The following is a 24,337-nucleotide window of genomic DNA, read 5'->3' as shown; positions in this document are numbered from 1 at the left end:
CTAAGTTTTGCTGTTTTAGGGCAAAGACTTAATACAAAAACAAAACATTCCGGTATTTGGTCGGAGTATATTAAACCTCACTTGGTGAGTAAAAGTAATTAAAAATGATTTCATTGAATATTATCTTAGGAGTAATTGGTGCACCACAGATTGTGTTGATTGTGGTAGTGCTATTGTTGCTTTTTGGTGGCAGAAAAATTCCAGAACTGATGCGCGGACTCGGAAGCGGGATTAAAGAATTTAAAAACGCAACTAAAGACGACGAGCCGCCAGCTGGTGACAAGAAGGAAGAATAAGCTCTCCTCCTATAACAGAACAAGCCTTTTTCCCTTTGGGAAGGAGGTTTTTTTGTTTTAACTCACCTCATTGTTTAAACATTTCCGAACCAGCTTAAAGCCATTGGTAATATGACCTTCAACTGTTTTTAGGGAGAGGTTTAGCTTCTGTGCTACCTGAATGTATTTCATATCTGATATTTTACAGGCTACAAAAACCTCCCTACATCGTTCCGGTAATAGAGCGATACATTCTTCTAGTTTTTTTATGCGTTGTGACTTGTATTCAGACTCTGATTCCATCACTTCCATTACCGCATTGTGATAGTAGTCATCGAGTACGCTTTCCCTTTTCTTAACATTTCTAAACTTATCCACCAAGCGATTATAGGCTACTCTGTACAGGTAACTTTTCAGAGATGTCTTTATTTCAATTTTTCTTCTTTTCTCCCACAAATACAAAAAACTATCCTGGACAGCATCTTCAATTTCCCCCCTATCTGTCGTATAGTTCAATAAGTAACGACATAGGTTTTCATAGAACTCCGCATAAATTTTTTCAAAGCTGTGTATATCCCCGTCACGGATATTTTTCAAAAGAATATAGTGCTCTTTAGACATAGACAACTGATTAAAATCGAAAAAATATATTGCAAATGTGAAAAAAAAATAAATACGTCAAGGGTTTTTAGCTTTTTTTACGACATAATAACAAAGACCGATCACAAAGTGAAACAAGAAGAAGTCCATAAGCTCATTGTAAGGTACTTAGAAAACAGCATCACGGAAGAGGAGAGAGATCTCTTGACCAAGTGCCTGAAAAACAGTGAATACGCTACTCTTTTTAAGGAATACGTCGAACTCCATGTGCTGTTGAATACCAAAAGGGATTTTGACCATCGCCCTTCCTTACAAAAATTCAGCAAGACCGTATTGCACAGAAAACGCATGCGCCATATCAAGATATACCGATACGCAGCCGCGTGTGTACTTCTACTGTGTCTTGGCCTGTTTACATTATACTATAGCTCTCACAGTGAAGAGCCGGAAAAGTCTCATATAAAAATTGTGCAACAAAACATTCAATCAGGCACCAACAAGGCTCTTTTACAATTGAGCAATGGTACCGAAGTCGCCTTGGGAAATGGCCATACATTAATCGACAGTATTCACTACAGTACAGACGAAAGCCTAATTTACAGTACACCTCCCAGAACACCTCAGAAAAATCAATTCAATGTTCTCACCATACCGAGAGGAGGACAGTTTAAGGTACAATTGGTCGATGGGACCGTTGTGTGGCTCAATGCCGATTCGCAACTCAGGTACCCCGTGTTTTTTCACCCTGGGAATCCTAGGCAGGTAGAGCTAGTATACGGAGAAGCTTATTTTGATGTATCTCCCAGCACAGAACATCAGGGTGATGCTTTCAAACTTATTTCTCCAGGGCAGGAAATTGAGGTTTTAGGCACGGAATTCAATGTAAAAGCCTATAAAAACGAAACTCATATCTACACCACCTTATCTGAGGGAAAAATAAAGATTACCAAAGAAGGCGTACAACAGTTTCTCTTGCCTGGACAACAGGCTGTCTCGATTCGCAACGATGATAAAATTTCCGTAACACAGGTTGACGTATATAAAGAAACCTGCTGGAAAGACGGAATATTCAGCTTCGACAATACTCCGCTTAAGGACATCATGAAAGTATTGTCTCGTTGGTACGATGTAGATGTCGTCTTTAGAAGTAGTGAACTCAAAAAACTGACCTTCAACGGAGGGCTGAAAAAAACGCAGAACCTTCCCGATATACTGGAAATTATAAGTGAAATGAACAATATAAACTACGAGATCAATGGAAATACCGTAATTCTGAAATAAAAACAGGGGAACACAGGTTGAATCTCCTACAAAACAGACCTGTATTTCCCCTTTCTGATGCATTAATTAAACGAGTTTAACTAACACACATTAAATTTATGAAAATAGATTTTACACCCTTCCTTTTTTTTAAATTAAAAATATTATTCTCTTTTTGTATGAGAATCTTTATCCTTTTATTCTGCACCACAGTATTCGCATTTTCCCCTAAGGAAGTTTTATCACAAAAGCGGGAAGTCACGATTACAGATAATCGCGATTACAGCGTAGACGAGGTTTTTGACCTTATCAATCAACAAACAGAGTACTCCTTTATCTACCGGTCCGATCTTTTTGAAGGCTTTCCAAAAATTTTTCTCCACAAAGGAAGCATCAATGCCGGCAAACTTCTCGGGAAGGTCATAGAAAAAAAGGAGTTCAACGTTGTACTCACCGAAAACAACACCATTATTATCCGTGACAAATCTCATTACAACAGAGAACAAAAAGGCGTAAACGGTACCGTAAACGATGAAGATGGCCTACCAATTCCCGGAGTAACTGTGCGTATCAAAGGGACCTCTTCGGGGACCTTTACCGATATGGACGGGAATTATTCGATCGCAGTACCCAACCGAGAAAACGTATTGGTTTTTACCGCCATAGGATTCGAGTCGCAGGAGATTACCGTTGGGGATGCTTCGGTCGTCAATGTCACTCTGGTTACAAAAGTAGATGTCTTAGATGGGGTGACAATTAATGCGGGATATTATTCCACCTCCGAGAGAATGCGTACAGGAAACATTTCCAAAGTTACCAGCGAAGAGCTTAACCTGTCTCCCGTGGTAAACCCTATTGCAGCATTGGCAGGAAAGGTTCCTGGCATGATAATTACCCAAAACAACGGCAACCCCGGATCGGGATTTAATATCGAGATCAGGGGGCGCACACAGATCGACAATCTCTACAGCGCTTCAGATCAACCGCTGATTATTGTTGACAACGTCCCCATAGCGAGTGGTGGAGATTTTCTCAACAACGATATTTACATGACCTCTGCCATAAGCGGTGTGGGCATAACTGGTCTAAGTCCACTTTACAATATCAACATGGACAACATAGAGAGTATAGAAGTGTTAAAAGATGCCGATGCCACTGCCATTTACGGAAGTCAGGGAGCCAGCGGTGTAGTACTCATCACCACTAAAAAAGCAAAAGCCGGCAGCCTGAAGTTCGATGCCAATATTTCGAGCGGGGTCAGCGTGGCTCCTTTACCCAATATGCTCAACACGAGACAATACGTGGAAATGCGAAAGGAAGCTTTGAAAAATGACGGCATGGATCTTTACGAGCTCGCCAACAGTTCGAGCGCTGTGGATCGCAATCTGGTGTACGACCTCGTACAATACGACACCTTAAGAGACAACAACCTCGTAAAGCAACTTATAGGAGGTACCGCTTATACACACAATGTACAGCTTTCCCTTTCTGGAGGTAGTGAGCTCACCCAATTCAGGCTTGGAGGTAATTACAATAGAGAGACCTCTGTTGTCCCTGGAGACTTTCCGAATTCTCGTATGTCAGGTTTTGCAAATATCTCTGCGAGAAGCCGAGACAATAAACTCTCTGGTACATTTTCTGCCAGCTATACCGACACCAAGAATACCAGTCCTGCTTCCGATCTTTCTGCTTCCATATTCCTTCCTCCCAATTACAAACTATATGAAGAAAACGGTGATTTGGCTTGGAATGAAGGTGGGTATGACAGCGATAACCCTTTGGCTTATCTCCACAGAAAATACGAGGCAAATACCAAAACACTAAATACCAATGTTTTTATCTCTTATACTCCATTTAAAAACCTTGTTTTGAAGAGCAGTATCGGGTATAATCTTATCACTACAGAAGAAATCAAGACCTGGCCGTCTACCTCCGTTAACCCTCTAGACAGAACAGGAGCTGACGGACAGTACAATATGGGGCATAGCGAATTTAAAAGCTGGATTTGGGAACCCCAGATAGAGTATACCCTGAAGTTAGGCAAAGGGGTTTTAAGCGCTCTTGCCGGGGGATCGTTACAAAGCAGGGAAAAAAACCGATATTTTTTAGCTATAAAGGGATATGAAAACGACAGGTTGATCGGATCTTTGAACTCTGTAACATCAGAGATGTTTTCTCATGCTACTAGCTCCTTTTCACAATATCGCTACGGTGCTTTTTTCGGGAGAATCAACTACACTCACGACAATAAATATATCATTAACCTCTCCGGGAGAAGAGACGGCTCCAGTCGCTTTGGACCAGATTTCCGTTTTTCCAACTTCGGGGCTATCGGGGCTGCATGGATTGTTAGCGATGAAGATTTTATGCAAAACCTAACCGCCGTAAGCTTTGCAAAACTCAAGGCGAGCTATGGTGTTACCGGAAATGACAATATAGGCGATTATAAATATCAGGACGTATATGCAAACTCAAATGCCTTTTCGTTTACAGCCCCTGGAAGTTATAACGGGGAAGTCGCTCTGAGGCCAGAATCGTTGTTTAATCCTACCCTGCACTGGGAAAAGTTTATAAAAATGGAGGTTTCCGCAGATGTAAATTTCTTTATGGATCGGCTGAGGCTATCTGCCACTTGGTACCGCAACAATTCTTCCGATCCACTGGTATCCTATCCGCTTCCCTTTATTACTGGATATAACAGTGTAGTAGCCAATCTAAAAGGTGTTTTAATTCAAAATCGGGGTTGGGAGTTGATGTTGTCTTCTACCAATATTGACAACGGAAATTTTAGATGGACTTCCAATTTCAATATTACCATTCCAAAAAACGAGCTCAAGAAATTTCCGGCACTGGAAACTTCGAGCTATAACAATAGCTTTATTCTGGGAAAATCACTCAATACAGTCATTTCCGGTCATGTGGTTGGGGTTAACCCCGAAACAGGGCTGTATCAAATAGAAGATTACAACGGCAACGGCACCTATGAGCCCTCTTACGACGAGGGCGAGGGCGATGCCAGACCTCTTTTGGACACCGATCCCGACTTCTACGGAGGGTTTCGCAATAGCTTTTCATACAAGGGATTGAGCCTAGATGTCTTTTTCCAATTCGTAAAAAAGAAGGGGAACAGCTGGTGGTTTTCGGCTTCCAACATAACGAACCCCGCAGGATCTGCAGGAAATAACTACCCTACAGAGATACTGAACCGCTGGCAAAACCCCGGAGATATCGCTCCCTATCAAAAATTTACTACGACAGCTTCCTTTTTGGATATGTATAGCTTAACCGGACACGCTCCTACCTATCTGTCTTCCATGAATTATACAGACGCTTCTTTTATTCGATTAAAAAATGTGGCTCTGTCATATCAATTTACGAAAAAAGTGCTGGACCGTCTCGGGCTGAGCTCCCTGTCAATTTACGCTCAAGCTCATAATCTCCTTACCATAACACCATATAAAGTAGGTGATCCGGAAACTACCTCATTGCGATCCCTTCCTCCCCTAAAAACTGTTGTTATGGGAATTCAACTCAGTCTTTGATCTTTAAAGAAATTACTGTTATGACAACTATAAAAAACAAAAAAGCACGATTACCTCATTTACTGATATTCGGCATAATAATGTCTTTATTGCCAATAGGATGTAGTGATTTTGTCGATCTCGACCTACCTCAAGAGCTTCTGGATACCAAAGAAGTCTTTTCAAACAAAGAATCTGCAAATTCAGCTGTACGGGGAATTTATGCCTACACTGCCGGCACTCCCGCCATAACTTACCTCACCACTCATATAGGACTGGCATCGGATGAAATGGAACGGGTGAGTTATTCTTCAATTTATCTGGAGTTTGCCACCAATCAAATTGACCCAACTGGATCGGCAACTACTGGTTTTTGGAAGGGGTATTACAATATCATTTACCAGTGTAATAACCTCATCGCCAACATAGCAAACTCAACGGAGCTGGATACAGAATCGAGGCGGCAGTTTACCGGAGAAGCCCGCTTCATAAGAGCGCTGTGTTATTTTTATCTGGTAAACCTGTACGGAGAAGTTCCTCTTCCCCTTATTCCAGATTATGAGGAAAACCGCTTACTCGCCCGTTCGTCTGTTTCTGTGATATACGACCAAATTGTCCTCGACCTCACTGAAGCGAGAACATCGTTGAGCACTGAGCTATACACCCTTGCCGGAGATAGAATACGCGCCAACTATTGGGCTGCAACAGCACTCCTCGCCCGCGTACAACTATATCGGGAAAGTTGGGAAGAAGCCGAAGCCCTGGCCACGGAGGTGATCAATACAGAGTTTTACGAACTGGAAGAACTCGAAAGAGTTTTTTATGCCGATTCAAAAGAAAGTATATTACAATTCGCCAATTCAGGCTCTAGCCGTTACACCAACATCCAACTCACCGCTAATTCTGTAGACAATCCACAGGTTTTCTTAACCGATGTATTGGCAGAACTGATTTCGGAAGAAGACGGACGGAGGTCGGCCTGGCTTACTCCCACGGGAAATGGCCCCCTGAAATACAAGGCCTATTCCAATACAGTAGGCCCCGACACCGAAGAAGCCAATATGGTAATCCGTCTCGCCGAAATGTATCTCATACGAGCAGAGGCCCGCGCCCATCAAAACAATATTGTGGGAGAGCAAAGTGCTGCCTCAGATTTGAACGTCATCCGCTCCAGGGCAAACCTCGGAGAAGTGACAGCAACAACGCTTTCAGCTATATTACAAGCTATATACGACGAAAGAGCCCGTGAATTATTTGCAGAATGGGGTCACAGATGGTTCGACACCATAAGAACCGGAAGAGCAGACGAAGTATTCGGACTATTTAAGGAGAACTGGGATCCTACTAACGTCACCTTCCCCATCCCATACGACGAAACTATACGTAATCCCAATTTAAAATAGTCGTTGTCGGATAATCGGACACCTAAAATATCGGCCTTCCCAAGGACGACACACGAATAAAAACTAAATAAAATATTAAGATGACAAAAAAACTCATTTATCTCATATTTGCACTATTGCTATTCTCTTGCAGTAAAAAAGAGAGAACCGGCTATACAATTTCGGTAGAATTGGAGCAGATGGAACATCCGAACGCCAAAATGTATCTATCTAAGAGACCCTATAACATAGAACCAAAAGATATTCTTGATTCGGCCTCATACCAAAACAACAAATTTTTCTTTGAAGACACCATAACAGATCCCAAGCCTGTTTATTTGGTGTTTGATCGTTTTGGTAAAGGCTTGAAACAACTAAAACCTATAAACGATTGGAAAATGGTCTATCTGGAACAGGCAGATATTTTGGTGAAGGCAAAAGACTCTCTCCAAAGTTCCAAAGTACTGGGGTCAAAGCTCAACAGGCAGTATGAAGAATACCTAAAGGCTATAATGCTACCCAAATACTTTATGGAAAAATACGCCGCATTATATTCGAAAAAATCAACGCAGCCCGAATCTGAAATCGAAAAAAAACGTAAGATCAAAGAGGGAAGTGCCATCATTATGGAAATGACAAATGCCAGAGATTCTCTAAAGTATGAATATATCAACAACAATCCCGACTCCTATTTCAGCCTTGTGGCGCTTAATGACCTAAAGACAAAAGACGATCCTGACAAGCTTAAAAAACTGTACGAAACCTTAACGCCAGAACTTAAGAAGCTCAAGTTCGGCAAGGAAGTAGTAGCCAGCCTCGCAAGCGCCAAAGAGGCTTTAGGAGGCAAAGCCGCAGACTTTACTCAAAACGACCCTGATGGAAAACCTATCAAATTGTCCGATTACAGGGGGAAATACCTTTTGGTCGATTTCTGGGCCTCCTGGTGTGGCCCTTGCCGGATGGAAAACCCCAATCTGGTAAAGGCCTATACCAAATACCACGACAAGGGCTTTGATATCCTTTCCGTATCTCTAGACACCAAACGGGATGCATGGCTGAAGGGGATAGAAGAAGAAGGCCTCGCTTGGCGTCACGTATCCGACCTGAAAGGTTTTAATAACGAAGTTGCCCTCCTGTACAACATAAAATTTATCCCCCAAAACTTACTTATAGACCCGGAGGGTAAAATTGTCGCTCAAAACCTAAGAGGGTATATGGTAGAAAAAAAATTGTCGCAAATTTTTAAATAACATGCTGTTGTCCATATAAAAACCGACAAACCGGAAGCTAGGATCTTATGCTTCCGGTTTTCTTTTCTTCATTTTCGTAAAGATTAGTAAACAAAACTATTTACTCCACTCCCACCATAGACAGCTGTATGCGTTTTCGCTGCAGATCTACGTCTAGCACCTTTACCTCTACGTGTTGATGCAGCTTTACCACAGTGTTCACATCACTTACAAACTCCTTGCTCAGATTGGAAATATGCACCAATCCGCTTTCCTTGATTCCTATATCTACAAAGCATCCAAAATTCGTGATATTGTTTACAATTCCGGGCACGGTCATACCGAGCTTTACGTCTTCTATGGTTTTTAATTCTTTGCTAAACTCAAAAAATCCAGCTTTTTCTCTCGGGTCGAGGCCTGGTTTTTCCAGCTCTTTTAAGATATCAGTCAGAGTTGGTAGCCCTATGGCTCCAGAGCAGTATTTTTCGGGCGTGATTTTCGCTATCAACTCCTTATTCCCTATCAGTCGGCTAACCTCTACCCCTAAATCGAACGCCATCTGTTCCACTATACCGTAACTTTCAGGGTGAATGGCCGAGTTGTCTAGGGGGTTATCGCCTTGTACCACACGCAAAAATGCCGCACTCTGTTCAAAAGCCTTATTCCCTAAACGGGCTACTTTCAACAGTTCTTTTCTGGAGCGAATTTCTCCTTTTTCGCTTCGATACGCGACAATATTTTCTGCCAGTGCCGGACCTATTCCGGAAACATATCCCAACAGACTCGGACTCGCTGTATTGAGGTTGACACCTACGTGATTCACACAGCTCATCACCACAGCGTCGAGCTCTGTTTTCAGCAACGACTGATCTACATCGTGTTGATACTGCCCTACTCCTATCGATTTCGGATCGATTTTGACCAGCTCTGCCAGCGGATCGGCAAGCCTTCGCCCGATAGATACAGCACCTCTTACCGTGACATCGTAATCGGGAAATTCCCGTCTGGCAATACTGGAAGCAGAATACACTGAGGCTCCGCTTTCGTTTACAACAAAGACCTGCACCTCTCGGTCGAAAGCTGTTTTTCTGACCAGGGCTTCGGTTTCCCTCGATGCCGTACCATTGCCTATCGCGATGGCCTGTATTTGATATGCATTGACCAGCGACCTCAGCTTTTTCACGGCTTTAGCCGATTCTCGTTGAGGTGCATGAGGGTATATATTTTCGTTGTGTATCAGCTCTCCCCTTTCGTCTAAACACACAATTTTGCAGCCACTTTTATAGCCCGGATCTATCCCCAATATGCGTTTCTCTCCGAGTGGAGCTCCCAGCAACAACTGTCTCAAATTGGACGAAAAGACATTGATAGCTGTGATATCCGCCTTGTGCTTTGCTTCTTTCAACGCTTCGTTAGACACTGCCGGATACAACAACCGCTCGTATGCCTCCTTTACCGCCTGATGCACATAGGGAACAGAGGTCGATGGTTTATTGCGCAAAACAATGCGTTCTACACTTTCAAGAGCCACTTCCTTGTCCACAACAACCTTTAGCCTGACCACGGCCTCTTTTTCGGCTCGTAGCATGGCTAGCAAGCGGTGAGACGGGCATCGATTAAGAGGTTCGTTCCAGTCGAAATACTGTCTGTATTTCTGTGCCTGATCGTCGGTCTCCTTTCCCTTGATTACCGCTGCGGATATTTCAGCATTTCGGGAGAACACACGCCGGAGCACTTCTCTTACTCCGCTGTTTTCACTAATCCATTCGGCCATAATATCGACCGCTCCCTGCAAGGCTTCTTCTGCGGTCTTTACCCGACCTTTCACAAACCGCACAGCTGCCGTTTCCGGTTGAGCTCCGGACCGAGACATCAGCATCGCTGCCAGTGGTTCAAGCCCTTTTTCCCTCGCAACTCCCGCACGAGTATTGCGCTTTCGCTTAAAGGGCAAATACAGGTCTTCTACTTCGGTAAGGGAAGATGCTTTCAGTATGTCCTCTTTTAGCCCGGTGGTGAGTGCACCCTGCTCTTCTATCGACTTGAGCACGGCTTCCTTTCGTTTTTGCAATTCCTCGAAAGCCGATTTTAATTTCTGTATTTCCGAGATCTGTACCTCGTCGAGATTTCCGGTCATCTCTTTGCGATAGCGGGCAATAAACGGTACAGTGCTGTCTTCGTCCAGTAGCTTTAAAGTGTTGACCACCCCTCTTTCAGGAAGGTGGGTATGGCGGATAACGTATTCTTGAAGGCTCATTTTATTGTGTTCCAAACCACTTTGGGTATGTTGTAGATTATTGTAGTACTAAAAATAAAAAGCATACCGGAAATAGTTTTCCGATATGCCTGTTGATTGTTGTTCAGTTTCTTATTTTGTTTCGGGAGCTGTCTCCTCTTTTCCGACAAACTTTACGCTCTTCAAAATTGATTCGAGTTCAAACATATAGTCTCTTTTATCTTCGGATGGAGCGAAAGTAAGACCTTCGAGCACCAAAAGCCTATTGTTCTCCTCATCCCTGATAATGTAGTTTACAAAAGGTCCGGCCATTGCAAAGTTTTTCATTTCCCATATCCCTTTGGTTTCCATAGTCGGCTTTCCGGCAACGGTAATGTCGAATACATAAGGAGCATAGGCCTTTTGCGTGACCATATACATGCCTTCTTCCCTACCGGGAACGTATTGTTTTCCTATGGAGTCGTGCATTTTTATGAAGGCATCTACTCGGGTGTTCTTATCCTCAGGAATAGCATTTAGCGGCAGTTGATATACAAAAATATGCATGGTCCCTTTGGGTATCACTCTCTCCATCCAGATAAAATTATCCTTATTGGTGCCTGTCCTGTAAACAGAAGGCATGATGAGGGATATCCCAAATCTATTTCTGATATCCTGCGATTTGTTGGGAGAGACTAGAAATCTCTTCTGATTGGCCTTTACATCGTTTTCTTTAAAGGCATTTATATACTCTTCATGGGTTTTACCGATGAGCTCTATCATGGTTCTTTCGTCAGCCGCTTGGATAACACCTATTTTTTGAGGCCTTGCAAATTTATCGGTTTTTATACCCGTATAGGTGGCAGAGTCTTTTTGTACCAATATGATATTTCTACTCCGTGTGGTTGTTCCGTTGAATATGGAGGGCGGTATTTGGTGAAGCGTAAAAAGAGGTTCTACGGCCGGGAGCCCATCTACCGGGGAGGCATAAAATTCGCGTATCTCATCTCCCAAAGGTCCGTTCCACAACTCGTTGTCTATAACGACGGCGAGAGAATTAATAGCCCCAACCGAGTCGGGCATATATCCTCTCTCTCCTTTTTTCTCTTCCTTACAAGCTGTAAAAAAAATGGCGGCACATAGCATTAACACTGTGGAAGGCCAAAAGTATCTACCCGCTTTTACATCAGATTTCCGCTCGTTATCGGGCAAAGTTACCCGGCAAAGGGCAGTCTCATCTCGTGTCATTTTATAGGTTTTAGTGGTTACAAGAAACGATTAAATTTTATCTTTCCGCTCGTTTATATGCCTTTTTTAGGACCGCATCGGGCAGATAGGAATACTCTGTAGAATATTCCAAAAACAAAATCAAAACAGCTTCTAACAGTTACAAAGCTTCAGCTTCATTCCAGGTTTTAATTTATCCCCACTAATATCGTTCCATTCTCGTATATTTTTTATAGAAATTCCCTGAAATTTTCTGGAAATCGTCCAAAGTGTATCCCCTCGCTTTACGGTATAGATCTTGTTGCTGGGGATATTCTGAGTTTTTTCATTGTTTTTAGCCGCTGTAAGCATTGCTCTTCGGGAATATATGGTAAGTCTTTGTCCTATTCTAAGATTGTTGCTTCTCAATCCGTTCCACCTTTTAATATCGCTCACCCTCACTCCGTATTTGCCGGCTATACGTCCGAGATAATCTCCCTTTCTCACTCTATAGGTAAGACTGGTGTTCTTTTCGAAGAACTGAGGCAAGGGTTTCTCTTTTTTGGCTTCTTCGGCTTCGATATGAGCATATATGGCTTCTTCATTGGCCACAAATTTTCCAAGGGCCTCAGAGGGGAGACGCAAAGGGTGAACTTCTCCCTCGATAACCGGCACTATATCCAATTTGTAGGCGGGGTTTAAAAACTGTAGTTGCGCTATATCGATGCCCACTATTTCGGAAATATGGTCGAAGCTAAGCGAGCGCTTAAGGTGTACCGTATCGGTCTCGAAATAGGGCATTTCGGATTTGGGAGCTTTTAGTCCGTGTTCGCCTGCGTATTCGAAAATATACATCATCGCCAAAAACGAGGGCACATAGCCCGCTGTTTCACGTGGAAGAAATGGTCGGAGATTCCAATAGTTCTGGTATCCGCCCGAACGGCGTATGGCTTTGGATACATTTCCTGGGCCGGAATTATACGCAGCCAATGCCAAATCCCAATCACCAAATATTTCGTAGAGTTTGCCGAGATATGCACAAGCCGCTTTGGTCGACTTTACCGGATCACTGCGTTCATCGACATAAGAACTGACTTCAAGTCCGTACATTTTTCCCGTTCCGTACATAAATTGCCAAATCCCAGTAGCTCCTGCCCAAGATTTTGCCTTGGGGTTTAAGGCAGATTCAACTATGGCGAGATATTTCATTTCCAATGGGATATCACTGTTGTCCAATTCCTGCTCAAACAGGGGAAAGTAGTACGTGCTCTTCTGCATAGTCCGCTCCAGAAACTCCCTTTTGTTCTTGAGGAAGTTCTTGATAACGCTCTCCAATTCCGGGTTGTACGAAATATTAAAAGGTGTTTTTTCATTTAAGGCTTCCAGTCGAGCCTTTAACACATCTGTGGGAAGCTCGGCATAGTCTACCTCCTTGTAATCCATGTCGTTCACCATCTCTGCGATAGTGTCGAAAAGGCTGTTGTCGTATAGTTCCCTGAGCCACAGACTATCTATACGGGCTGCAAGTGCATTATCGCGAAGGCGATATTTGCCATCTACTTTTTCTATGGTTACATCGGGAATAATAGAATCGTTATTTTTGGACACTATTGGAGAAGGTGCTGAAAAATCACTTTCTTGTTTCTGTACAGCCTCTGCGACATCCTGTGCGTAAACCGGAGCGATCAATACGGCAAATAAAAGGGCAGTAAAAAAACTCTTCATCGGGCTTTAGGTTATTTTTGGTAAATCAGAAATTTTGTAAAAATCGCATTTTTCATTTAAATAGCGTCTTTAGAGGATGTTAAAATAAAAAATCCTCGCCTTTATTCGCAAAAGACGAGGGTTATTCTCGACGACGGTTGGCGTAATTGCCTACATTATTTTAATATAGCTGCAATTCCCGGAAGTGTTTTTCCCTCCAGACTTTCCAGCATCGCTCCACCTCCGGTAGACACATAACTCACCTTATCTTCAAAACCGAACTGTTTTACTGCAGCCACAGAATCTCCTCCACCTACCAGTGAAAAGGCTCCTTTTTGGGTGGCTTCTTCTATGGCATAACCCACAGCTTTAGTTCCGTTTTGGAAACGCTCCATTTCAAAAACCCCTACGGGACCGTTCCAAAGTATGGTTTTGGATTGCAAAATAACTTCCCTAAACAGCTCCAGTGTTTTCGGCCCTGCGTCCAATCCCTGCCATCCGTCTGGAATCTGGTCTACAGCAGTTTCTTTTGTATTGGCCTTATTACTAAAATCGTCGGCAGCAATAACATCTACGGGCAGATGTACCTTAACCCCTTTTTCCTCGGCTCTTTTCAGTATATCCAACGCGAGTTCCTGTTTGTCATCTTCACAAATGGAATCTCCGATTTTTCCTCCTTTTGCCTTCACAAAAGTATAAGTCATCCCCCCTCCAATAATAAGGTGGTCTATCTTGTTTAGTATATTTTCAATGATGGTGATCTTAGAAGACACCTTCGCCCCTCCCAATATGGCTGTAACCGGTTTTTCTCCGTCTTTCATCACCTTGTCAATACTCTCTATTTCTCTGGCCAGCAAATACCCGAAGCACTTCTTGTCTTCAAAAAACTTTGCAACAACAGTGGTAGATGCATGAGCTCGGTGGGCAGTACCGAATGCGTCGTTTACGTATATGTCTCCCAACGCGGATAGCTGTTTTGCAAAATCTTCATCTCCTTTCTCCTCCTCGGCGTGGAATCTGAGGTTTTCCAAAAGCAGTATTTCTCCACTTTTGAGCTTGGAAACGGCCTCTTCAGCTTCCCATCCTACACAGTTTTCTACGAAATTTACCTTTACACCAATGATTTCCGATACTGCACTCACAATATGCTTCAGAGACAAGGCTTCTTGAGCTTGCCCTTTGGGGCGCCCGAGATGACTCATCAATACCGCACTTCCTCCATCTTCCAATATCTTGATAATAGTGGGTTTAGCCGCCTCTATACGGGTGGTATCTGTAAGCTTAAACTCTCCGTCGAGCGGTACATTAAAGTCTACCCGAATCAATGCTTTTTTCCCTTTGAAATCGAAATCATCTATGGTTTTCATAAAGTGTGTATTTAGGGTTTAAATTAGTGTGCCTCCTCCCCGCTTTAAAGCCGAACTGGAGGCAATGAGGCACAAATGTAATTAAATATTGGTTTTCCAAATCGGCAGTTTTATTAGAATATTGTTAAACACCCTATATTTGTCGGATGCTATTCAAAGATATTCTCGGACAAGAACATTTAAAAAGGCACCTTACGGTAAGTGCAGACCAACAGCGCATCCCCCATGCACAGCTATTTGTGGGCAATGAGGGCAGTGGGGTACTCCCTATGGCCATCGCTTATGCCAGATACGTCCTCTGTGGGAATCAAGGAGGAGAAAACGATACTGGAAATGCTTCCTGCAATCTTAAATTTGATCATTTAGTACATCCCGATCTTCACTTTGCTTTTCCGGTGGCGAGCAACTCCAAGGTAAAGTCACATCCGGTGAGCAATCACTTTCTGGAAGAATGGCGGCAATTCGTCAAACAAAAGCCTTACGGAACACTGTTTGAATGGTATCAGACCCTTGGTATTGAGAACAAACAAGGGCAGATTGGTGTAGATGAGGCCCAGGATATCGTCAAATCGCTTTCGTTAAAATCCTATGAAGGAGGATATAAGGTAATGATTGTATGGATGGCAGAAAAAATGAATATTGCCTCGGCCAACAAGTTGCTCAAGCTCATAGAAGAACCCCCTCAAAAAACACTTTTCCTACTCATCGCAAAAGACGAAGGGCAGATCTTGCAGACCATACTCTCCAGGTGTCAGATACTGCACTTCCCCCCATTGTCGGAAATGGCAATACGCACATCTCTTAGCTCCCGAGGAATCCCGGAAAACGAGGCTGTAAAAATTGCACATCAGGCCGATGGTGACTACAACAAGGCGCTGGTTTTGGCAGACAAGGATCAGAGCGATCTGACTTTTGAAAGCTGGTTTATCACCTGGGTTCGCACCGCTTTTATAGCCAAGGGAAACAAGACTGCCATACAAGGGCTCATCTCTTGGAGTGAAGAGATTGCCGCAAGCGGTAGAGAAACACAAAAACTCTTTCTCCACTATTGCATGGATGTATTCAGACAGGCCTTACTCTTAAATTACAGTGCTCCCTCTCTGGTGTTTATGGAATTTCGTACGGAAAATTTCCAGTTGGAAAAATTTGCGCCTTTTGTAAGCGGCAACAATATCAGTGCGATTAACGAGGAGTTACAAGACGCCATTTATCACATAGAACGCAACGGCAATGCCAAGATTGTGTTCACAGACCTCTCGATAAAACTCACTAGATTGCTACACAGGGCTTAGGAAGCGCCCAATAAAATTATTTCTATACTCCTCAGCAATAACTCAAAGAAAAATCCCGGTTTTAGCTACCGGGATTTTTAAATAACAAACTGTATTTCAGTTTATTACTATTTTTTAGCATATTTGTCGTTAAGTGCTTTGAGAATTTCGTCGGTAAGGTCTTTCTCTTCGACACCATAGAGGACACTTCCGGCTTCATTAGCACCGAGGATATAGGTATATCCATTGTCTTTGCCGTAATCTTTGACAAACTCTCTGACTTTTTCTATAAGGGAGTCGATTGCTCCTTGGCTTTCCTGTTGCAACTGCATTTCTTCCTGCTGTACTTGCTGTTGTATCTGTTGTCTCCTTTGCATCAGCTGCTCGTATTTTTCCTGAGCTTTGCTCTGCGACATCTTGGCTGCCTCGGTTTGAAAGGCCTGACCTTCGTTTTGCAATGCCAGAGAAAGACTGTCGGTCTTCTTTTGAAAAGCCTCGAGTTTTGTCTTGAATTTAGCCTCTATATCCTTTTTTTCCTGATAATCATTGATGAGTTTGGTGTTGTCTATAAAAGCAATCTTATCCTGCTGGCAGGAGAACAATCCGAACAAAGCCACTGCGGCTATAACAATTTTCTTCATCGGTTTAAAATTTGTTTACACGCAAAAATAGAAAAGTTTTTCAGACGTGATGTTTTCCTCTATTTTATTTTTGGGGAAACTTATCGCGCTGAGTGTATCAAAAGCACCGACGCGGTCTCCTTCCTTTACAACCAACTCCTCCCCTTGTCTAAAGGGAGGAGCTTTTCTTCCTCTGCTGCAAACATAGGATGACACCAAAAAATGTCATTCAGAACGGAGCAGAGTGCAGTGAAGAATCTCCCCCCAAGCCCAAAGAACCTTCAACAGCATAACGTACAATCCTGAGGCTACACCTATCCTTGGACGACAATTTCTTAACTATAGTTTATCTTTATTAAAAATTAAAACTCAATAATAAAACACAATCAAAAATCGTTTATTTTAAGCCGTTTTTAGCGCGTTCCGTTTTTTTGGTGTTCCTGAAACCGTGTGCAGAGAGAAAAGCCCTTAAATCGCCTTGTTTTTGTTGTTTTCGTGTTTTATGACGTAAATCAGGGAGGAGTATTGTCCGCTGGAGGCAGCTTTGCGATTAGATCGCCATCCGAGACGAAAGGCTTTAAAAAAATTCATTTTCCCGGTTTTGTATTTTTCGGAAAGCAGACTGACATAAAAGGCATCGAATTTCATCGGAATTTGACGAGTGACTTTCATGCCGTGTTTTTGAAAAATAGATTTTATGGCTTCAGGAGAAAAATGCCATAAGTGTCTGGGCACATCATATGCCGCCCAAAAACTTTTGTAGTATTCGGCATCGAAAGATTTAAAATTGGGCACAGCTACAAAAAGGGTTCCTTCACTTTTGAGCAGCACTTTCAGTTCGTCTATCTGTCGGTGCAAATCGGGCACATGTTCCAACACGTGCCACATGGTAATTGTCGTAAAAGCGGCAAGTCTGTCTTCCACAAAAAGTTCGTCAGATTCCCCTCTTAGGGACACTCCCTTTTCCTTTGCTCTTTTTCTCGCGCCAGAATTGGGTTCTATACCTTCTACCTCCCAACCGTTTTCTTTAGCGACTGCCAAAAAATCGCCTGTGCCGGCACCGATATCGAGCAATCGCCCTTTTTCGGGGTTTTCTCTATCGATATATTTGAGTTTTTGCTTTAAGGAATATCGCTTTACAATATGGTACAACTTTTCAAACAGACTTCTCTTGCCATCGGTATGGGAGATATAGTTTTCGCTTTTGTAGTATTCCGGCAAACGATCTTCTTCCGGAGCAGGAACGGTTTTCAACATCTGTAACTCTTCATCCCGAACCAAGGCAAAAAGTTCGCCGCTTACGGTATAGTCTTTACACATTAGGTAATGTGAAGCTGCTGGCTTATCCATTTACAGGAAATTAGTTTTTTTGATTTATGACAAATATCAGAACGAAGTGAAGAATCTACACCCCGCCCAAAGAAACTTCAATAACATATCGGCTCAAAAGAGATTCCTTCCTTCCTCCTTCGGCGGACAGGCCTTTCGTCGGAATGACACGATTTCCTTCCCTTTAACCAACTCCTCCCTTCAGACGAAGGGAGGTGGCATCCCGGAGGTATGACGGAAGGTTTGAAAACCCAAACCATACCGATATCCAAACACTTAGAGCTACTTCAGAAACTCAGGCTGTCAGAACCCTCCCCCCTGCGCTGCGCTTGGGTACCTCCCTTTGTCTAAAGGGAGGAGCTTTTCTTCCTCTCCTGCAAACATAGGATGACAACTTCCGACTCCTGACTATTACATTCCGGAACAGTACAAAACAGCCGACATCAATATACATGCGAATTGACCTGGATGTTTCACGTGGAACGTCTTTTAAAAATTGTACATTATCGTCCCATATACACCAGCATTACACTGATATCGCTAGGTGATACTCCACTGATACGCGACGCCTGTGAAAGTGTAGCTGGACGGATGTTTTTGAGTTTCTCCCTCGCCTCAAAGGAGAGCGATTTCAATTTGTCGTAATCAAAGCCGGGAGGAATGGCTATATCTTCGAGTTTATTCAGTTTATCCGCGTTGTTCTTTTCCTTCTCTATATATCCCGAATACTTCACCTGTATTTCCGTTTGTTCCAGCACTTCTTTATCCAACTGATGCGCTTCTACATACTGCCTTACCTCCCCTATTTTCATCATATCGTCCATCGTGATATTGGGACGGGAAAACACTTTGTACAGCTTGTCGGACTGTTTCATCAAGGAGGATCCTTTTTCTTCCAGCACCGAATTCATCTCTGAGGGGTCTACACTGGTTTCTCTGAAAAAGTGAATAAAGGCATCGGCATTATTCTTCTTTTTCTCCATGCTGCGCAAGCGATCTTCAGAAGCCAGTCCTATATCGTGCGATTTAGGTGTAAGTCTAAAATCGGCATTGTCCTGTCGAAGAAGTGTTCGATATTCCGCTCTCGAGGTAAACATACGATACGGTTCTTCGGTTCCTTTGGTGATAAGATCGTCTATAAGCACCCCTATATAAGCTTCGTTCCTCTTGAGGACAAACGGATCCTTTCCATACACTTTTAAGTGCGCATTCACCCCTGCCATAAGCCCCTGTGAAGCGGCCTCTTCATACCCGGTAGTACCGTTGATTTGTCCGGCAAAAAACAGATTTTCTACCAGTTTTGTCTCGAGGGTATGCCGGAGCTGAGTAGGAGGAAAATAATCGTATTCTATAGCGTACCCGGGACGGAAAAACTTGACGTTTTCAAATCCGACAACCGATCGCAATGCTTTAAACTGAACATCTTCGGGCAGTGAAGTTGAAAAGCCATTTACGTATACCTCAACAGTGTTCCACCCTTCCGGTTCTACAAACAACTGATGTCTGTCTTTATCGGCAAAACGATTGATTTTATCCTCTATTGAAGGGCAGTATCTCGGACCAATACTTTTAATTCTCCCGTTGAACATAGGCGAACGATCGAAGCCTTCTCTGAGCAGATCGTGCACCTCAGGACTGGTATAGGTCATATAACACGACCGTTGTTTTTCGAGAGGCTTAGTAAGATCGGAATACGAAAACTTTTCCGGCACATCGTCTCCTGGCTGTTCTTGCATAACAGAATAGTCCAGCGATCTTCCGTCTACTCTCGGCGGTGTACCCGTCTTCATTCTCCCGGCATCAAAACCGAGATTTACCAACTCTTCTGTTATACCCGTGGCGGCCCGTTCTCCTGCTCTTCCCCCTCCGAATTGTTTTTCTCCTATGTGAATCAATCCGTTCAGGAAAGTCCCATTAGTAAGAACAACAGCCTTCGCCCTTACCTCTATTCCTAGAGATGTTTTTACCCCTGCAATCTTTCCGTTCTCTACCAATAATCCTGACACCATTTCCTGGTAAAAGTCGAGGTTAGGAGTTTGTTCAAGCATCAACCTCCACTCCTCTGCAAATCGCATTCTATCCGACTGCACTCTCGGACTCCACATAGCTGGCCCCTTCGATTTGTTGAGCATCTTAAACTGAATAGCTGTTTTATCGGCTACTATACCGCTATATCCGCCCAAGGCATCGATCTCTCGAACAATCTGTCCCTTTGCAATTCCGCCCATAGCGGGATTGCAAGACATCTGAGCGATATTCTGCAAATTCATTGTTATAAGCAGCGTTTTCGACCCCATATTGGCCGCCGCTGCCGCCGCTTCCGAACCCGCATGGCCCGCTCCTACTACTATAACATCATACGTGTTGTCGAACATTCCAATCTTGTTATCAAGTTCTTTTTATATTTCCCACACCCTGAACGCTCTCGCTGAATCTTACTTGTTCCACGTGGAACACCACAAACTCACCTGTAAAAAATTACTGTTCCACGTGGAACAGTGCCATTTTTTCTTCTTCTTTTCCACGCATCACGACCTTCTCCTCCTCCGTCTTATCCTTATATCCACAATAGTGCAGCACACCGTGAATAACAACTCTCCTGAGTTCTTCTTCAAAAGCAATATTAAAATCGGCCGCATTGTCGCGAACCCTTTCTACAGAAATATAAATATCCCCGTGAATAATGTCGCCTTCAGTATAGTCGAAACTAATAATGTCGGTAAGCGTGTCGTGGTCCAGGTATTTCTGATTAAGGCTCAAAAGATACTCATCGTCACAAAAAATATAACTGATCTCCCCAGTCTCCTTGCCCTCCGAAACAATGGCGCGATTTATCCAATCGGCATAAATTTCTTCATCCGTCAAGGTAAAATCAGATTCATAATAAAAATTAATCATCGCGACTAAAATATTTTTTTACCTTATCTTTATAAATTTGCCGCAAAGGTAATACTTGTCGGTTTAATATTTCCACTCCCTGCAAATATTCCTCTACTTCAGGCAAAGTCTTTACCGCTTCTCTTTTATAGGCATTTGTCGCTGTACTGCTCTCCCTCCGGTTTTCTGTTCCCTGTTCCATAGCAGCTTCCTTCAACTTTAACAACTCGTGTTTAAGGTTGAGCATCTGTTTCATGCTCGTTTCATTCATCCCTTCACGCAAGAGTGTATTTTCAACATTTTCCATCTCACGCAATAGCTGTTGGCCATCCTTACTCCCCGGACTGTCTCCCATCTCCTCAAGTTGTTTTTCAAGAGCCTCTCGCAACAATTGCTGTTGTTTGTATATCTCATACAGCGCCTCCGCATCGCCCTCCCCTTCTTCCATGACATCTCCTTCTCCACTCTCTCCATCTCCTTTCTCCTTTCCCTCTTCTCCGGACTTGTTTTTATCACCATCTATCTGTTGCTTCATCTGCTCGTTTAGCTGTTCCTGACTCTGAATAATATCTGGCAATTGCATCTCTCCACTTCCACTTCCGCTACCCATAGACATATTCTCCTGCAAATTATCCAACACTTCACTCAACAAGGCGGCGAGATTATTTGCCGCCGTAAAACTGTATTGCTGACTAGCCACAGCTCTATACACCTCGTTTTCTGCAAGCTGATCTAAGGAAGCTTCAATATAAAAATGCGCGTCAGCAAGCTCTTTGTTGAGCACTTCAGAAAGTTCAGGACGCCTGAGTGAAAGTGCAAAAAGACTGTCGTCAACATGTGTAAACATCTCTTTTAAATTGTGCTGCTGATGTATGCTTCCACTGAGATCCGGAGCTTCGCTTTGCAGTCTATTCACAAGCCTCATCAAATCTTCCTGACGGAAAGAAAAAGTTACCAGATTTTTCAATATCTGTCGCAATGCTTTGGCATCTTCCATATCCGAAGAAGCCTGACCTTGCAGCATCGAAGAACTCATTTTCTCTGCCATCTTCTTCATCTGTTCAGCGGCATTCCGCTGCTTCTTTTCTGCATTCTCCCTATCCGACTGTTCTATACCCTCTATCGCGTCTTGTTGTTGCTTCTCAACATCCTCCTCTTGCTCACTATTACTTCCTAATTCCATAGGCTTCTTCAAACCCTCATTATCCTCTTCCAATTTTCTCATTTCCTCTCTCCAAGACTTGAATTCTTCATTCAAATCTCGCTGCTTTTTCAATACTTCCTCCTCATTACTGTCTTCTGCAAGGCTCTTCTGCTCCTCTGCCATACGCTCCAATTCCCGCTGTAATCTGTCGGCATTCTGTGTTACGTAATACCTTTTGGTGAGCTCGAGTAGCTGTTCAAGATTCCGCTTTCCACTTTGCTCCGTCCTCGCCAACTGCTCCAGTCTTCTGGCCATGTCTTTGCGATCTATCTTCTCAGAGACCTCCCTCAATTCCTCCATCAACGCCCTGTCCCTTTCCAGTTCCTCTTGTTGGCGTTCCAGGCGCTCTTGCAACAATTTTTTCTCAAGTGGATCATTACTTTCAGGTGCCTGCTCCAATCTGTCTTCGAGCTCACGCGTAAAACGCCGCATCATTTTCTCTTGCTCCAACTGCTCTTTGAGATAATTATCTATTCGCTGCTGGTCGTTAAAACTCTTCTCCTCCTTTTCCATATTCAAGGTCCTGATCTCCTTTCCTTCCTCCTCCCTATCCTTCATATGCCCAAGCGTACGTTCCATATTTTTTATGGCCTCTTTTTGTTGAGCAGAAGCTTCTCTTTCAATTTCTTCTTTGGTCTGCATACGATAGGAAAACAGTGAAGATTTTGCCGACTTTCCCCCTCTCAATACATCGTTATCCCTCACTTCAAAATACACCAGATAGTTTAGTCCTTGGCCTAATTTCAGATCCCCCGGGAAGGCCTGAGCAAATCGGAATACCGTTGCTCCAGAAGCAATCTTTAACTCCTTCTTTATCTCTTTTTCCTCTTCTCCCTCCGGGTAGTAGTTTACCGTTAGTTTATAAAAGCCGTAATCGTCAGAAATCTGTCCTACAAAGGCAGTAGCTTCCAAAGCTGTGCTGTCGTGTACCTCCTTTACATCAATCTCAGGATACTCGTCTTTTATCACCCGTATATCAAATCCAAGTGACTCGTAATCCTTAAGTTTTTCATTGGCTGTTGTAATATTGTATGAGATATTAGCGTACAAGTGTTTGGACATGGAGAATACAGCCTTGTCGCCTTTGGAATGCTCTTTTTCAAATTGAATCAAGGTGTCGGACGAGCTCCATGAAACCCCTGTAGTATTTTCGGTATTCAACACCCAAAGCACTTCGGTGCCCTCCGGAACTGTAGCATTTCCCGTACCTCTAAGCGTATCGGAGCTTCGCTTGATATAAGAGGGATAGTGCAATTGCATTTCAAAACCTGTCATTAGCGGAGCTGCATCTACCCTCAACAAATAAGCTTTAGAAGAAACTTTACCGGAAGACAGATAAAAACTGATATCCTTCTGTGGCTGTTCAAAAACGTACTTATAACTGTCCACTCCCTCTTTCTGCATAAAATAGCGCTGTCCGTTAAAATGTACCTCCACATCTTCCGGAAGTATCTCGCCAACAACCTTAACTCTCACTTCAAAAGCCTTATTAGCAATGCCATTCAGGGCATCATTCATCACAAAAAACTTAAAAGGAGCAGGGGGTTCATAAGCGGTGCGATAATCGACCACTCTTTTATAACTATCTGAAAACCAACTAATATTACCGCTAATCCATACTATAAAAACAATAGCAAATGGAATTAGCGCATATTTGACATACTTTAAATTTCGTTTAAAATCGACTGCAAAATGAAAGGAGAAGGCTTGCATTTGGACTGATTTTTGCTCGATTCCTGCCAAGAGCAGTTCCCTATCCCGTTCGCTGTACTGCGCACTGCTTTCCGAAAGTTGGAGTACGTTGATCAGTTTATCTCCTACTTCCGGAAAATGAGCTCCTATAATGGTTGCAGCTTCTTTATACCCTATTCCCTTCTGCCATCGAAACATCTTCATCAGAGGTATGCCGATAAAGCGGTACAGCAGATAGACTTCTACAAAAACAAAGAGCCAGAACAACAATGTTCTCCCTCCTTTTCCAAACCAGAACAAATGTTCCACAAACAAGGTAAACAGAAAATAAAGCAGACCAATAGCGGTAAAAAGAAGGACTCCCTTTATCAGTGTATTGGCATAGTACTTACGGATAAAGCGTTCCAGCTTTTGCTTTATCTCCTTCAATGCTTCTGTTTCGTATTTTTCCCGACGGTCTTGCATACTGTTGTTACGACTTATAGCATTCCGTTAAAGTCTGTTTTTTCCAATTTATAAAAGTACAATTTTTTCCACACTGCCTTTCGAGGTTTGTCGCTTGTAGATAAACCCGTAAATTTGCTGCTC

The 24,337-nt window shown here is 43.1% G+C and carries 16 protein-coding genes; 6 read left to right on the top strand and 10 right to left on the bottom strand.

Features of this window, described 5'->3' with window-relative positions; genetic code table 11:
- Window positions 1-104: 104 nt before the first annotated feature.
- Complete coding sequence (gene tatA / locus ACYZZR_RS10700; RefSeq protein WP_461533998.1) at window positions 105-296, top strand: twin-arginine translocase TatA/TatE family subunit; 192 nt, start codon at window positions 105-107, stop codon at window positions 294-296.
- Between the two features lie 57 nt (window positions 297-353).
- Here the strand turns inward: tatA and ACYZZR_RS10695 are convergent, their stop codons facing one another.
- Window positions 354-896 (bottom strand): RNA polymerase sigma factor, encoded by a 543-nt coding sequence (locus ACYZZR_RS10695; protein ID WP_461533997.1) that lies wholly within the window; start codon window positions 894-896, stop codon window positions 354-356.
- A 108-nt stretch (window positions 897-1,004) separates the two neighbouring features.
- On the opposite strand from ACYZZR_RS10695, the gene ACYZZR_RS10690 reads away from it, so the two are divergent.
- The 4 genes from ACYZZR_RS10690 (at window position 1,005) to ACYZZR_RS10675 (ending at window position 8,288) form a co-directional block, all read left to right on the top strand.
- On the top strand, window positions 1,005-2,156 hold the full coding sequence (locus ACYZZR_RS10690) for a FecR family protein (protein WP_461533996.1): 1,152 nt from the start codon (window positions 1,005-1,007) through the stop codon (window positions 2,154-2,156).
- 158 nt (window positions 2,157-2,314) lie between these two features.
- Entirely contained in the window at window positions 2,315-5,677 is a 3,363-nt protein-coding gene (locus tag ACYZZR_RS10685; protein ID WP_461533995.1) for a SusC/RagA family TonB-linked outer membrane protein, read from the top strand.
- A gap of 20 nt (window positions 5,678-5,697) precedes the next feature.
- Window positions 5,698-7,059 (top strand): RagB/SusD family nutrient uptake outer membrane protein, encoded by a 1,362-nt coding sequence (locus ACYZZR_RS10680; protein ID WP_461533994.1) that lies wholly within the window; start codon window positions 5,698-5,700, stop codon window positions 7,057-7,059.
- Window positions 7,060-7,139: 80 nt separating this feature from the next.
- A complete protein-coding gene (locus tag ACYZZR_RS10675) occupies window positions 7,140-8,288 on the top strand; it encodes a redoxin domain-containing protein (protein ID WP_461533993.1) in 1,149 nt (382 codons plus the stop codon).
- A gap of 100 nt (window positions 8,289-8,388) precedes the next feature.
- Here the strand turns inward: ACYZZR_RS10675 and ACYZZR_RS10670 are convergent, their stop codons facing one another.
- From ACYZZR_RS10670 to ACYZZR_RS10655, 4 genes are all read right to left on the bottom strand, one after another.
- Complete coding sequence (locus tag ACYZZR_RS10670; protein WP_461534005.1) at window positions 8,389-10,521, bottom strand: Tex family protein; 2,133 nt, start codon at window positions 10,519-10,521, stop codon at window positions 8,389-8,391.
- A gap of 111 nt (window positions 10,522-10,632) precedes the next feature.
- On the bottom strand, window positions 10,633-11,727 hold the full coding sequence (locus ACYZZR_RS10665; RefSeq protein ID WP_461533992.1) for a DUF4837 family protein: 1,095 nt from the start codon (window positions 11,725-11,727) through the stop codon (window positions 10,633-10,635).
- Window positions 11,728-11,859: 132 nt separating this feature from the next.
- Entirely contained in the window at window positions 11,860-13,410 is a 1,551-nt protein-coding gene (locus ACYZZR_RS10660) for a LysM peptidoglycan-binding domain-containing protein (RefSeq protein WP_461533991.1), read from the bottom strand.
- A gap of 155 nt (window positions 13,411-13,565) precedes the next feature.
- Entirely contained in the window at window positions 13,566-14,756 is a 1,191-nt protein-coding gene (locus ACYZZR_RS10655; protein WP_461533990.1) for a phosphoglycerate kinase, read from the bottom strand.
- A 146-nt stretch (window positions 14,757-14,902) separates the two neighbouring features.
- Between ACYZZR_RS10655 and ACYZZR_RS10650 the strand changes: the two genes are divergently transcribed.
- Window positions 14,903-16,048, top strand: a complete 1,146-nt coding sequence (locus tag ACYZZR_RS10650) for a DNA polymerase III subunit (RefSeq protein ID WP_461533989.1) — start codon at window positions 14,903-14,905, stop codon at window positions 16,046-16,048.
- A 107-nt stretch (window positions 16,049-16,155) separates the two neighbouring features.
- Here the strand turns inward: ACYZZR_RS10650 and ACYZZR_RS10645 are convergent, their stop codons facing one another.
- The 5 genes from ACYZZR_RS10645 to ACYZZR_RS10625 form a co-directional block, all read right to left on the bottom strand.
- A complete protein-coding gene (locus tag ACYZZR_RS10645; protein WP_461533988.1) occupies window positions 16,156-16,668 on the bottom strand; it encodes an OmpH/Skp family outer membrane protein in 513 nt (170 codons plus the stop codon).
- Window positions 16,669-17,115: 447 nt separating this feature from the next.
- Complete coding sequence (locus tag ACYZZR_RS10640) at window positions 17,116-17,997, bottom strand: class I SAM-dependent methyltransferase (protein ID WP_461533987.1); 882 nt, start codon at window positions 17,995-17,997, stop codon at window positions 17,116-17,118.
- 482 nt (window positions 17,998-18,479) lie between these two features.
- Window positions 18,480-20,351, bottom strand: coding sequence for a tRNA uridine-5-carboxymethylaminomethyl(34) synthesis enzyme MnmG (gene mnmG / locus ACYZZR_RS10635; RefSeq protein ID WP_461533986.1), 1,872 nt, complete (start codon window positions 20,349-20,351; stop codon window positions 18,480-18,482).
- A gap of 103 nt (window positions 20,352-20,454) precedes the next feature.
- Complete coding sequence (ybeY, locus tag ACYZZR_RS10630; RefSeq protein ID WP_461533985.1) at window positions 20,455-20,874, bottom strand: rRNA maturation RNase YbeY; 420 nt, start codon at window positions 20,872-20,874, stop codon at window positions 20,455-20,457.
- On the bottom strand, window positions 20,867-24,214 hold the full coding sequence (locus ACYZZR_RS10625) for a coiled-coil domain-containing protein (protein WP_461533984.1): 3,348 nt from the start codon (window positions 24,212-24,214) through the stop codon (window positions 20,867-20,869). The genes ybeY and ACYZZR_RS10625 overlap by 8 nt, the downstream gene beginning before the upstream one ends.
- Between the last annotated feature and the right edge of the window lie 123 nt (window positions 24,215-24,337).

This window comes from Sinomicrobium sp. (assembly GCA_029266035.1).
Taxonomy (GTDB): domain Bacteria; phylum Bacteroidota; class Bacteroidia; order Flavobacteriales; family Flavobacteriaceae; genus Sinomicrobium.
This window is presented reverse-complemented; position numbering and strand designations above follow the sequence as displayed.

Bases quoted from the DNA above. Each gene is read 5' to 3' on its own strand.
- tatA (WP_461533998.1), top strand. From the start codon at position 105: ATGATTTCATTGAATATTATCTTAGGAGTAATTGGTGCACCACAGATT.
- ACYZZR_RS10695 (WP_461533997.1), bottom strand. From the start codon at position 896: ATGTCTAAAGAGCACTATATTCTTTTGAAAAATATCCGTGACGGGGAT.
- ACYZZR_RS10685 (WP_461533995.1), top strand. From the start codon at position 2,315: ATGAGAATCTTTATCCTTTTATTCTGCACCACAGTATTCGCATTTTCC.
- ACYZZR_RS10680 (WP_461533994.1), top strand. From the start codon at position 5,698: ATGACAACTATAAAAAACAAAAAAGCACGATTACCTCATTTACTGATA.
- ACYZZR_RS10675 (WP_461533993.1), top strand. From the start codon at position 7,140: ATGACAAAAAAACTCATTTATCTCATATTTGCACTATTGCTATTCTCT.
- ACYZZR_RS10670 (WP_461534005.1), bottom strand. From the start codon at position 10,521: ATGAGCCTTCAAGAATACGTTATCCGCCATACCCACCTTCCTGAAAGA.
- ACYZZR_RS10665 (WP_461533992.1), bottom strand. From the start codon at position 11,727: ATGACACGAGATGAGACTGCCCTTTGCCGGGTAACTTTGCCCGATAAC.
- ACYZZR_RS10660 (WP_461533991.1), bottom strand. From the start codon at position 13,410: ATGAAGAGTTTTTTTACTGCCCTTTTATTTGCCGTATTGATCGCTCCG.
- ACYZZR_RS10655 (WP_461533990.1), bottom strand. From the start codon at position 14,756: ATGAAAACCATAGATGATTTCGATTTCAAAGGGAAAAAAGCATTGATT.
- ACYZZR_RS10650 (WP_461533989.1), top strand. From the start codon at position 14,903: ATGCTATTCAAAGATATTCTCGGACAAGAACATTTAAAAAGGCACCTT.
- ACYZZR_RS10645 (WP_461533988.1), bottom strand. From the start codon at position 16,668: ATGAAGAAAATTGTTATAGCCGCAGTGGCTTTGTTCGGATTGTTCTCC.
- ACYZZR_RS10640 (WP_461533987.1), bottom strand. From the start codon at position 17,997: ATGGATAAGCCAGCAGCTTCACATTACCTAATGTGTAAAGACTATACC.
- mnmG (WP_461533986.1), bottom strand. From the start codon at position 20,351: ATGTTCGACAACACGTATGATGTTATAGTAGTAGGAGCGGGCCATGCG.
- ybeY (WP_461533985.1), bottom strand. From the start codon at position 20,874: ATGATTAATTTTTATTATGAATCTGATTTTACCTTGACGGATGAAGAA.
- ACYZZR_RS10625 (WP_461533984.1), bottom strand. From the start codon at position 24,214: ATGCAAGACCGTCGGGAAAAATACGAAACAGAAGCATTGAAGGAGATA.